The sequence below is a fragment of the Corallococcus sp. CA047B genome, assembly GCF_003612065.1.
Classification (GTDB): domain Bacteria; phylum Myxococcota; class Myxococcia; order Myxococcales; family Myxococcaceae; genus Corallococcus; species Corallococcus praedator.
In genome coordinates, this window is record NZ_RAWD01000052.1 from 24700 (window position 1) to 36465 (window position 11766).

At 71.0% G+C, this 11766-nt stretch carries 11 protein-coding genes; 4 read left to right on the forward strand and 7 right to left on the reverse strand.

Going from position 1 to position 11766, the window contains the following annotated elements; all coding sequences use genetic code 11:
- Positions 1-87: 87 nt before the first annotated feature.
- A complete protein-coding gene (locus D7X74_RS11490; protein ID WP_120532979.1) occupies positions 88-417 on the forward strand; it encodes a hypothetical protein in 330 nt (109 codons plus the stop codon).
- A gap of 51 nt (positions 418-468) precedes the next feature.
- Here D7X74_RS11490 and D7X74_RS11495 read toward each other — a convergent pair whose 3' ends face one another.
- The 7 genes from D7X74_RS11495 to D7X74_RS11525 form a co-directional block, all read right to left on the reverse strand.
- Positions 469-2937, reverse strand: a complete 2469-nt coding sequence (locus D7X74_RS11495; protein WP_120532980.1) for an OPT family oligopeptide transporter — start codon at positions 2935-2937, stop codon at positions 469-471.
- Between the two features lie 141 nt (positions 2938-3078).
- Positions 3079-3966, reverse strand: a complete 888-nt coding sequence (locus tag D7X74_RS11500; RefSeq protein ID WP_120532981.1) for an RNA polymerase factor sigma-32 — start codon at positions 3964-3966, stop codon at positions 3079-3081.
- 418 nt (positions 3967-4384) lie between these two features.
- On the reverse strand, positions 4385-6448 hold the full coding sequence (locus tag D7X74_RS11505; protein WP_120532982.1) for a DUF3488 and transglutaminase-like domain-containing protein: 2064 nt from the start codon (positions 6446-6448) through the stop codon (positions 4385-4387).
- Entirely contained in the window at positions 6445-7422 is a 978-nt protein-coding gene (locus tag D7X74_RS11510; protein ID WP_120532983.1) for a DUF58 domain-containing protein, read from the reverse strand. Before D7X74_RS11510 ends, D7X74_RS11505 begins: the two co-directional genes overlap by 4 nt.
- The gene (locus tag D7X74_RS11515; RefSeq protein WP_120532984.1) at positions 7419-8399 is read right to left on the reverse strand and encodes a MoxR family ATPase; all 981 of its coding nucleotides are present in this window, start codon (positions 8397-8399) and stop codon (positions 7419-7421) included. Before D7X74_RS11515 ends, D7X74_RS11510 begins: the two co-directional genes overlap by 4 nt.
- A 131-nt stretch (positions 8400-8530) precedes the next feature.
- Positions 8531-8854 carry an STAS domain-containing protein gene (locus D7X74_RS11520; RefSeq protein WP_120532985.1) on the reverse strand — a complete coding sequence of 108 codons (324 nt, stop codon included), beginning with the start codon at positions 8852-8854 and terminating at the stop codon, positions 8531-8533.
- A gap of 223 nt (positions 8855-9077) precedes the next feature.
- A complete protein-coding gene (locus D7X74_RS11525; RefSeq protein ID WP_120532986.1) occupies positions 9078-9815 on the reverse strand; it encodes a lytic transglycosylase domain-containing protein in 738 nt (245 codons plus the stop codon).
- A 303-nt stretch (positions 9816-10118) separates the two neighbouring features.
- On the opposite strand from D7X74_RS11525, the gene D7X74_RS11530 reads away from it, so the two are divergent.
- The 3 genes from D7X74_RS11530 to D7X74_RS11540 all read left to right on the forward strand — a co-directional run.
- Positions 10119-10265, forward strand: a complete 147-nt coding sequence (locus D7X74_RS11530) for a lmo0937 family membrane protein (RefSeq protein ID WP_370450742.1) — start codon at positions 10119-10121, stop codon at positions 10263-10265.
- Positions 10262-10831 (forward strand): hypothetical protein, encoded by a 570-nt coding sequence (locus tag D7X74_RS11535; RefSeq protein ID WP_233595572.1) that lies wholly within the window; start codon positions 10262-10264, stop codon positions 10829-10831. Before D7X74_RS11530 ends, D7X74_RS11535 begins: the two co-directional genes overlap by 4 nt.
- 85 nt (positions 10832-10916) lie before the next feature.
- Positions 10917-11766 (forward strand): HupE/UreJ family protein (locus D7X74_RS11540; RefSeq protein ID WP_120532988.1); only part of this gene is annotated, 850 nt, incomplete at its 3' end.

Here is an 11766-nt window from a genome sequence, read left to right on the forward strand (position 1 = left end):
CGTGACACCTGGGCAACAGATGGCGGACTGGCGGGGAATCCCCGGTGTGTTACGCAAGGGCCCCCGTTTTCGCTGGAGGTGCCGCCCATGAAGCGACTGGCCCTGTCCGCCCTCGTCCTGACGTCCCTGACGGGGTGCTTCCGCATGAGCGTGCGAAGCCCGGCGCCGCGCGAAGGCGCCCCCGAGGGCCGCATGGGGGCGAGCTTCGTGGCGGGCCTGACGACGTCCGACGTGGCCGCGGGCGAGTGCCGGCACGGCCTGTCGCGGGTGGACGTGTACTGGCCGTGGTGGAGCCCCATCGTGTACGTCTTCACCTTCGGCATCGTGGCCCCGCTGCGCGCCGAGTACGTCTGCGCGCAGGGGCCGGATGCGGTGGGAGACGGGGCGGAGGTTCCTCCCTCGGTGCCCGGGCTGTAGCGGCCCTCCCGCGCGCTTTGGCGGGGGAGGGCACTCAGTTCCGCGCCTGCCTCAGTGCGACGGGGGCGGGGCTTCCGCGCCGCTCTTGCCCTTGAGGGCGGAGCGGAACAGCACGGCGGTGAGGGCGGCGAAGAACACCAGGCCCCAGACGTTGGACCAGGTGGGGTGCGCCAGCTCGCTTTCGCCCACGGCGTTGAGGAAGGCGCCAATGGCGTTCTCGTGGCCGAAGAGGGCGGGCAGGTTGATGGCGCGCGTCCAGGTGCCGTCGCTGGCGATTTCCAGGAAGGCGATGAGCACGCCCGCGATGGAGCCGCCCGCGATGTAGCCGGAGGACATCAGCGTGCCGGGGGAGAACTCCGACTCCGCCGCGCTGCCGCCGCGCAGCTTGTCCACGAAGTGGCGCACCATGCCGCCCACGAAGATGGGCGCGCTGCTGCTGATGGGCAGGTACACGCCCACCGCGAAGGGCAGGGACGACACGCCGCACAGCTCCAGCATCAGCGCGATGAAGACGCCCAGCAGCACCAGGTCCCAAGGCAGCCGCTGCGTGAGGATGCCGTCGATGATGAGCGCGAACAGCTGCGCCTTGGGCGCCGAGTAGCGCGTGAGCGTCTGGCCCTCGTACTCGCTGATGCGCCCGCCGATGCCCGGGTCCACCACGTACTGGATGCTGCCCGCGTCATCCACGAGGTAGCGGCCGGCGGGCACCGGCGTGTCCGCGCCGCGCACGAAGCCTTCCTTGTAGATGCGGTCCGGTCCCGCGGTGACGAGCCCCGCGTCCGACAGCTTCAGCGACGGCCCGGTGGCCGACGACAGCGTCATCCCCGCCAGCTCCGTGGCCGGGATGGGGCGCCAGCTGCGCAGCTCCAGCGCGCCCTCCGCGGGCACCGCATCCAGGCGCTCCGCCCACAGCGAGCGCTTGAGCAGCGCGGGCGTCATGCCGCGCTGGGTGAGCGCGTCCTGGGACACGGCCCAGCGGTACGTGTGCTGGGTGCGCGTCTCCGTGGACATCTCCGTCACCTGCACGCCGGGGTGCGACTCCGGGATGACCGCGGTGGCGCCCTGGTTGAGCAGGACCAGCACCAGGCCGATGAACATCGCGCTGGTGAGCACGCCGACGAAGAGGGCGATCTGCTGCTTCTTGGGTGTGCCGCCGACGAGGAAGGCCGTCTTCAGGTCCTGCGCGGTGGTGCCGCCGTTGGACGCCGCGATGCCCACGATGGCCGCCGTGGTGAGGGCCATGAAGCGGTCCGGCGACGACGTCCAGCCGAACAGCAGGTACACGAGGCAGGTGACGAGCAGTGTCGCGACCACCATGCCGGAGATGGGGTTGGAGGAGCTGCCAATCTCACCCGTGATGCGCGCGCTCACCGTCACGAAGAAGAAGCCGAAGATGACGATGAGGATGGCGGAGATGAAGTTCACGTGCAGCGGGGGCGCAAGCCAGATGGCCAGGATGAGCAGCGCGCTGCCCACCAGCACCACGGTGATGGGCAGGTCCTGATCCGTGCGCAGCACCGTGGGCAGGGGCCCCTGGGTGCGCGAGGCGCGCAGGGTCTCCACGCTGCGCTTGAAGGCGCCCACGATGGTGGGCAGGGAGCGGATGAGGCTGATGAGGCCGCCCGTCGCCACCGCGCCCGCGCCGATGTAGAGCACGTACGCGTTGCGGATCTGATCCGGCGACATGTCCCGGATGAGCATTCCGTTGTGCACGAGCAGCGGCGTGTCCATGCCGCTGCCGAAGAAGGACACCATCGGGATGAGGATGAGGTAGCTGAGCACGCCGCCCGCGAAGGTGATGGACGCGACGCGCGGCCCGATGATGTAGCCCACGCCCAGCAGCTCCGGCGACACCTCCGTGGAGAGCGTCGCCGCCTTGAGCCCCTTGATGGGCATGCCGATGGCCTCCTTGAAGAGCTTCATCCCGGAGTAGGCGAACTTGTAGACGCCACCGATGATGAAACCCAGGATGACCGTGCGCGCGTTGGTGCCGCCCTGCTCGCCGACGATGAGCACGTCCGCGCTCGCGGTGCCCTCCGGATACGTGAGCTTCCCGTGCTCCTGGACGATGAGGCCCTGGCGCAGGGGAATCATCATCAGGACGCCCAGCACGCCGCCCAGGGCCGCGGTGAGGAACGCGTGCGTGAGGCTGATGTCGTAGCCCAGGATGAGCAGGGCGGGCAGCGCCGCCGCCACGCCGAACGCGAGCGACTCACCCGCGGAGCCCGTCGTCTGGACGATGGTGTTCTCCAGGATGCTGGAGCGCCCCAGGGCCCGGAAGATGGCGATGGAGAGCACCGCCACCGGGATGGACGCGGACACCGTGAGGCCCACCTTGATGGCCAGGTACACGGACGACGCGGCGAACACGATGCCCAGCACCGACCCGAGCACCAGCCCGCGGATCGTCAGCTCGGCGGGCGACTGCTCTGGCGACACATAGGGCTTGTGCGTGGCGGGGCCGTGGGCCTCCGCGAGGGGAACGCGATCATCGACGACCGGCTTTGAAGCGTGGGACAAGCAGGCACTCCTGACAGGGAACCAGGGGGCCTTTCTAGCAGGCTCCCCGGCCGGGCGCGAAAACACCCGTGTCCCTGAAACACGCGCACCCCACACGCCCCGAGTGGGGCGGCGGGGTGGCGTGGGCACTGCCGGGATGCGTCAGCCCTGCGCGGCGAGGGTCTCCGGATCCACTTCCGCCATCAGCGCGGCCAGCTCCGACTTGAGCTTGTCCTTGGCGCGGATCTCCAGCTGGCGCGCGCGCTCGCGGGAGAAGCCGAAGTGCTCGCCCAGCTCCTTGAGCGTCATGGGGCGCTCGTTCATCACGCGCTGCTCGATGATGAAGCGCTCGCGCGGATCCAGGCGCATGAGCGCGGTGCGCACGCGGTTGTTGATGAGGCCCGCCTCCTCCTTGTCAGCGAACTCGTCGTCCTGGGGCGCCGCGGCGCTCACCACGAAGTCCACGTGGCTGTTGCCGCCGTCCTCGCCCATGGGCGCGTCCAGGGACAAATCCCGGCCGCCCATGCGCTGCTCCATCTCCCGCACCTCGCCCGGCTTCACGTGCAGCTTGCGGGCGATCTCATCCACGTTCACCACCGCGTCGCCGCTGCCCAGCTTCTCCAGCTCCCGGCGCGTGCGGGCCAGACTGAAGAACAGCTTGCGCTGCGCCTGCGTGGTTCCAAGCTTCACCAGGGACCAGCTCTTCAGGATGTAGTTCTGGATGTACGCGCGGATCCACCACACCGCGTAGGAGATGAGGCGGATACCCTTGTCCGGATCGAACTTCTGCACCGCCTTCATCAGGCCGATATTCCCCTCCTGGATGAGGTCGGACATCTTGATGCCGTAGGAGCGGTACTCGTAGGAGACCTTCACCACGAAGCGCAGGTTGGCCGTCACCAGGCGGTGACCCGCGGCCAGGTCGCCCTTGATGAAGCGGCGCGCCAGCTCCTGCTCCTCCTCCACCTTCAGGAGGTTGTACTGGTTGATCTCCGAGAGATACATCGCCAGGGAGCCGGAATTGGACGACTGCTCGGTCGAGGCCTGCATGGATGGATTCTCCGAATTGGGGCCTCCTCGCGTGGGGAGGCGTTTGAAAGGTGCTCTGGGTTCAAGCCCTACAACTTGACGTGCATTGCCTTGAGCAACCGGGATGCCAACCGCGGTCGGATGTATTCGCGTGTGTCTCCAAGGGGTTAACGGACGCAGGGAGGGGCCGGGGTAGGTCGGTCTGTAACCGTTACCCGGCCACCGGAGGAAATCCGCGGGCCTGAGTGGGTAGAAAGTGCACGTCTCTTTCGCCCCCGGGCACGCGTCGCGATGGCGCTCACGGATGAGGTTCGCAGTAACGCTTAATGGTCGCGCAAGGCGCGGGCGTTGGCATTTCGGCTTCGCCCGGACGTCCCTGAGGTGGGCGGGCGACTGGGAGCGGAAGGCCGCTTCCTTCCGGAGGGCACTTCCTTTCCGCTCAGGAGGCGCGGGCGGTAGGGCCTGCCTGCCCGGTAGGTTCCGCGGTGCGGCGGGCGGCCTCGGCCTCCAGCGCGCGGCGGAGCGTCCCCAGCAGGTGCTCGGCCTCTCCCTCGCGCAGGGCACGGCCCCCGAAGCGCGCTTCCAGGTAACGGCGCGTCAGGGGCGTGAGCGCCAGGGCCAGGGGGTGGCCCTCGCGCGCCAGCCGCGGGGTGAGGTCCTCCAGCGACTCGTCTTCAAGGCGCTGCACCTGGGCGCGGGCCAGCTGCGCGTCCACCCGGTCCAGGAAGCGTGTGGCCTCCAGGCGCAGGGCGCGGCGCGGCCAGCGGGCGACGATGCGGCCCAGGCGCCAGACGAGGAAGGCCACCACGGCGGCCGTCACCCACGCGCGCGCCGGAGGCAGGCGGCTGGAGGTGGAGGTTGCCTCCGCGGAGCGTCGGGGCGGGCGCACCAGCTTGCTCGCCAGCTCGAACTGATCGCGGAACGAGTAGTCGACGACGGACTGTCGCCAGCGCCCCTCCACGGCTTCGTAGAGGGCGAGCAGCTTCTCCAGCAGGACGGAGCCCTGGCTGGTGCGGTGCGAGGGCGGGGTGGCGTCCACCGTGACGAAGCCGCGCCCCGGCACGAACACGTGCGTCCACGCGTGGGCGTCACCGGCGCGCACCAGGTAGCCGCCGTCCATGCGCGCCCCGCCGAAGAAGCCGGTGGCCAGCCGCGCGGAGATGCCCTGCGTGCGCAGCAGCACCGTGAGCGCGGTGGCGAAGTGTTCGCAGTGCCCCGCCTTGCGCACGAAGAGGAAGTCCGCGAGCGGATCCTCCTGGGGGCCTCCCTGCTCCAGCGTGTACGCGTAATCGCGTTGCAGGTGGCTGACGAGCTTGCGCGCCGCGGCCAGCGGTTCCTTCTCTCCGTTGAGCACCTGGGCCGCCATTTGGGCCACGCGCGGATCCAGGTGTTCGGGCAGGGCCAGGAGCTGATCTCGCTCCTCGGAGCGCAGGCCGGAGGCGGTGACCGCCTTCGCGTCCGGGGGCAGGCTGTAGGCCTCGTATGTGTACGCGGGCGCGGTGATGGTGAAGCGCACCTCGCCGCCGCCGTGCAGTTGGACGGTGCTGGCGCGCGTTCCGGTGGGCGTGAGGGCCACGGCGTTGCCCAGCCGCGACGGCGACTCCAGCGCGACCAGCGTGCGGCCTCCGTAGGCGGGCAGCAGCTCCACGCGCTGGTGGAGCAGGGTGTCGCTGGCGGGGCGCAGGGTGATCTGCCGCTCGGTGCGCAGGGCCCCGACGACGTTCGTCCACTCCTGGCCGTCGAAGGTGTCGTAGGTGCGGCCCACCCAATAGGCGTCCAGCTCTTCGCGGCCCGGGTCGGGGGTGAGCGTGGCGCGCAGCACCACGCGCGGGTTGCTCTTGATGGTGCCCGCGCCGCCCAGCCGCACGGTGTCGGAGAAGCCCGCGCTGCTGACCGCGCCGAACCCCGGCGCCGAACGCGGGCCCACCATGGCCCAGTTGAGGCGGGGGAAGAGGATGAAGAAGGCCATCGCGCCGGCCACCGCGAACGTCAGGCCCCCGGACAGGGGCAGCAGCACCGAGCGCACCGGCACGGGCTCGCCGTCCGGCACCGCCGCCTCCACCACGCCCAGCGCCAGCGACAGGCTGGCCAGCACCCCGAAGGCGATGAGGCACAGCGCGTACGTCATGTCGCCGGACAGCGCCGCGCCGCCGGCCACCATCAAGAGGCCCGTCAGGTGCGTCTGGCCGTCCGCGGGGGCGTCCGGCGTGGACAGCATCCGCTGCGCGGAGATGAGGCCCGCGAAGGCACACGCGGCCACCACCGCGTTCATCGCGCCGGACGTCAGCCGCAGGCCCAGCAGGACGGCCGCGATCACCAGCAGCAGCGCGGACAGGCGTGAGTGCCGTGCCACGAGCCGCACGTCGCACAGCGCCAGCACCAGCGACAGCAGGAACACCCCCAGGACCCACAGGGGGAGCTGTCCGGAGACGGCCATGGCGCCAAACGCGGCGCCCGCCCCCAGGTCTCGCAGCACCAGTCGCAGCCGCAGGGGACGCTTCACGCGGCCTCCTGCTTCGTGATGGCGTCCACGTCCTCGAAGCCCACCCACGCGAGCGCCTGGAGGATCCTCCGCTCCTGCCCCGCCCCCGCCGCCGGACGCAGCATGTGGTCCGGAAGCTGGAGACCGACTTCGTGCCCCGCTCCGAGGAGCTGGTGCGCCTGGGCGGCGACCTCCTCGCACTGGCGCTCCAGCGCGTCGCCCGTGAGCCCGGGGGCCAGCGCGAGCTTCCAGATGCGGCGCTCCTCGCGCTCGCGCTCCACCTTGAGCAGGCGCCCCGCCGCGGCGCTCTTCTTCCAGTGGATGCGGCGCGCATCCTCGCCCGGGGCCAGCTCCTTCAGGCCCGCCACGTCACCGGTGCCGTCCTGATGGCGCGGACTGCCCGACTCACCCCGGGGGCCCGTCTCGGCCTGTCCCGGCTCCCGGCAGGCGTAGCCCCGGCGCGGGTACACGAGCAGCGTGCCCTCCAGCGAGAACACCCGCGTCTTGGCGAACAGGCCCAGCGGCCACGTCGTGGTGACGCGCACGCCGGACAGCCGCACCGGGCCCCGGTGCGGCGCGGCCAGGTCCGCCCGGACAACCAGCTCCTTGCCCGCCGGCAGGTAGCCCAGCCGGCCGGTGCCGACGAGCGGCGACAGGTCCTCCGACAGCGTCAGCGCGAAGCCGTGCCCCGCCTTGCGCGACACCGCCCAGCGGTAGGCGAAGGGCTCGCGCGCGAAGGCCGCGTCGGCGCCCACACGGCGCACCGTCAGGTCGCGCAGGCAGCGCTCCGACAGCACGCCGGACACCACCACCATGCTGAGCAGCAGGCCCAACAGCAGGTACAGCAGGTTGTTGCCGGTGTTGAGCGCGCCCAGCCCCACGCCGAACGTCACCACCAGATAGGTGCGGCCCGTCTTCGTCACCGACAGCGTGCGCGGCGGCCGCAAGAGGGCGCGAAGCCGCGCCCGGAAGGGAGGGCGGGCGGCGGCCTTCACCGGGGGGCCGCCACCTTGCGGGACAGCTCCTCCACCAGGTGCGCCGCCTCGTCGCGCGCGGACACGCCCTGCACCGCGCTTCGCAGCAGCACCCGGTGCGCCCAGCAGGGCACGAGCATCGTGCGCACGTCGCCGGGGGTGACGAAGTCGCGCCCCTCCCACAGGGCCTGGGCCCTCGCGGCGGACCCCAGCGCCAGCACCGCTCGCGTGGAGGCGCCGCGCTCCAGGTCGCCATGCTCGCGCGTGGCCCGGGCCAGCCGCACCACGTACTCCGCCACCGACGCGTCCAGCTTCACCTCCGCGGCGAAGTCGCGCAGCGACGCCAGCTCCTCCGGCCCCGTCACCGCCTCCACCGACGCCAGGGGCGACGCCGCGCCGCGCGTGGTGAGCAGGCGCGCCTCCACGTCCGGCGCCGGGTGGCCCAGCGACAGGCGCACGAGGAAGCGATCCAACTGGGAGTCCGGCAGGGGATAGGTGCCGGAGAAGTCCACCGGGTTCTGGGTGGCCACCACGGTGAAGGGCGAGGGCAGCGGGTGCGTCTCACCGTCCAGCGACACCTGCCCCTGGGCCATGCCCTCCAGCAGCGCGGACTGGGTGCGCGGCGGGGCGCGGTTGAGCTCGTCCGCCAGCACCAGCTGCCGGAACAGCGGTCCGGGGCGGAAGGAGAAGGTGGCCGTCTGCGAGTGGAACACCTGTGCGCCCAGGATGTCGGCCGGCAACAGGTCCGCGGTGAACTGGATGCGGGAGAAGGACAGGGCGCACGCGCGGGCCAGGGCCTCGGCCAGCGTCGTCTTGCCCACACCCGGCATGTCCTCCAGCAGCAGGTGCCCGCCCGCCACCACACAGGTGACGACGCGCTGCACCTCCACGGGTTTGCCCTGCACGGCGCGGCCAAGCTGGGCGGCGAGCCGCTCCATGACCGCGCGCGCGGAAGCAGGGGTGGGAACTGGACCGAGGACGCGGGCGGGCTGGGTCATCCTGGGCGGACTCTAACCCAGGCGACCGCGAGCCGGCACACCCTCCAGGGCGGCACCTTCGCATTCGGAGCCCGCCTGCTTGCGCGGGGGCTTCCAGGGATGCTCGGGGACCGCCCGGGGCACTGCCGCTGCTAGACGGAGAGGACGTCCTCGGGCGTGTACCAGGCCCGGTTCGTCGCCGGCGAGGACAGCACGCCGAAGTAGCGGAACATCCGCTCGTGGTGCGTGGCCAGGCCGCGCATCTCCACCGCGCCTTCCTTCAGGCCGTGCGTGAGCACCCCCACCGCGCTGTCCTTGAACTCGCGCAGGTGCGCGAAGTCCAGGACGACTTCGCTCTTGGCCAGGGACTGGAGCGACAGGCTCAGCTCCTGCGCCGTACGGCCGTCCAACGTTCCTTCCAGGCGCAGGGTGACCCGTCCCGCCGCCTCTTCCCGAAGAATCTGAAGCCCCGTCATGTTCCGTGCTCCCGCTGAGGTGTGCACCTGTGTGCCGCCTGCGAAGGTGATGGCGGCTGAAACACATCCCGGACCCCGTGTGGGGTCCGGCTTTCCCAAGGTGACCCGTGGGGGTGCACAGCCGGAGACGAACACTGCACCCTTGCGGCGTTTTCGGTCAGTGGCAGGCATGCAACTTCCGCCCGAGTGTTGGCGATCAGGCGGAAGCCGTGTCACGCAGCGGTCAACCCTTGCGACCTTCCGTCGGCTGGGCAGCACGCAAGCTCACCGCGCGCTCCTGCTGGGCCTTCAGCTTCTGGAACTCCTTCACGACCTTGGCGGGATAGCCGGCCATGAACTTCACCCGGTTCTCCTTCTTCGCCAGGATCTTCCGGGCGGTGGTGGGGCCCGCGTTGTAGGCCACGAGCGCGCTCTCCACGGAGCCGAACCGGCCGATCAGCTCCGCGAGGTAGGCGGTGCCCAGGTTCACGTTGGTCTCGAAGTCGAACAGGTTGGTGTGCCGGCCCAGCTGGTAGCCCGCCTTGCCCGCCAGGTACTTGCCCGTGTCCGGCATCACCTGCATGAGGCCCATGGCGCCCACCCCGGACACCGCGTAGTTGTTGAAGGAGGACTCGCAGCGGATCAGCGCCACCACCAGCATCGGATCCAGGTTGTTGCGCTCCGCCTCGCGAACGATGGAGACGGCCAGCCGGCGCTGCTGCCGCTCGGGAAGCCCGGAGGCGCGCACGGCCTCGACGACGCCCATCTGTTCCGCGCGGTGGAAGTCCGCCTCGTCCTCGTACATCTGGAGCTTGGCCAGCGCCGCCTTGAGCTGCGCGTCCTTCTCCGCCAGTTCCGCCCTCAGGGCCGCCATGTCCGGCGCTTCACCCTGCGCACCCACCGGCACCTGCACCGGGAAAGCCCCTGCGCCCGTCCCCACCAGCACCACCACCGCCGCCATCGCCACCGTCCAACCCCGCATCTCGCCCTCCCCTGGCGCCCGACTGCTCGCGCCCGCTGACTCGCCCACACCCTGCGACTAAGCAGGCAACGTGCCAGCGTACGATGCGTGTGTATGCCTCCTTGGAGGATCCTTATAGAGCGCGTCCGGAACGGCCCCGCGGGCCCATGGCCGGTCTGAAAAAATGCCCGGGGAGGGAAGTTTGTTTCCCAACCTGAGGCTGCAGAAACCTCCCCCTGTTGCCGCGAGGGGGCCGCGTTCCTAGCTTGCGCCTCGTTCTATTCGTGGGCCCTGTGTGGCGGGAGGCGTGGCGTGTACTGGACCATGGGCATCATTCTGATGGTGTTGTGGGTGATGGGGCTGATCACCGGTTCGACGGAGGGGCAGTGGGTGCACCTCCTCCTGGTGTTCTCCATCATCGCGTTCGTGCTGGCCGTTGCTTCGCTGGGGCGCCGGCGGGGGCTGGCGTGAACGTGCCGGAGCTGGACATGGCGTGGCTGGAGCTGCCGCGCGACAAGGCGGGCTTCGTACGGCGCGAATGTCCCCGCTGCCAGCGCAACTTCAAGACGCGTCCGAACCGGCATGATCCGGGGATGCTGCAGCGGCTCTTGGCCGGCTACTTCCCCTTCGAGAACGTCCACGAGGCGTACACGGCGGAGGAGCTGCCCGCGTGGCACTGCCTGTACTGCGGCCACCGCGCGCTGCCGGATGCGTGGCTCACGCCGGAGCAGTCCGCCCACGTGGAGCACATGGCGCGCTCGTGGGCGAACCACGTGCGCTACGAACAGCTCGCGTACGTGCAGCGCACGCTGTCGCAGAACCCGCACCCCACCTTCGTGTCGGTGGCGCCGGAGCCGCTGCCCCGGCCGCTGCCGCCGGATGAAGAGGTGCTGCGCACGCTGCCCATGCTCTGCTGCGGCGACGAGGTGCAGGCGTCGTGGGACTGGGACGCGCCCCTCGTCTGTCCCCGCTGCGGCGCGCACCACGGCGGGCTGAGCGGACGCCGGCAGGTGACCCTGGAGTTCGTGCCCGAATAGTGACGGCGGCGGTCGCGGCGCTTCGCCCCGTGCGGCATCCGGCAGTGGACGGCCGGGCCGCGCGGAGGGCAGGCTCGCGGTCGCGATGAAGCCCGTCCCCGCCGTCCGGGTGGCGCTGATGGCCCTGCTGGGGTCCGGCGTCGCCCACGCCCACGAAGCGGATCTGATCTCCGTGCGGGCCGTCCGCGACGACGCGTCCCCGGCGCTCGTGCGCGAGACGCTCACGCTGTCCCCGGAAGCGCTCCGCCTGCTGCTGCCCGCATTCGATGCGGACGCGTCCGAGGCCCGGCGCGCGGAGCTGGAGGCGTGCGTCTGGAGCCGCGTGCCCCTGTTCGCGGACGGCGCTGCCTGCATCCTCCAAGCCTCGAGCGCGGCCAGGGATCCGGAAGGGGGCGTGGTGTTGCGCGCGGACTTCCGCTGTCCTCCGGGCGCGCTCCACCAGACGTTCGGCGTGCTGGACGCGCTGCCAGCGGGCTACCGGGTGATCCGCGCGGGGGCAGCGGAAGGCGGCGCTCCGGCGGGCACGGACTTCGCGGATCAGGAACACCCCTCGCTGGCGCTGGAGGGAACGGCCGGGGCGGTGGAGGGCTTCGCCAGCTGGGTGGGCCTGGGCGTGCGGCACATCCTGGAGGGCGCGGATCATCTGCTGTTCCTGGTCGCCGTGCTGCTGGTGGGCGGCTCGTTCCGGCGGATGCTGGCGCTGGTGACGTCCTTCACGCTGGCGCACTCGCTGACGCTGGGGCTGACGGCGCTCGGGTGGGTGACGCTGGGGGCGCGGGGCACGCGGTGGGCGGAGGCCGTCATCGCCGCGTCCATCCTCTACATGGCGCTGGAGAACCTGGTGCTCAAGCGGCATGGGCACCGCGCGGGGCTCACCTTCCTGTTCGGCCTGGTGCACGGCCTGGGCTTCGCGAGTGTGCTGCGCGGGTACGGGC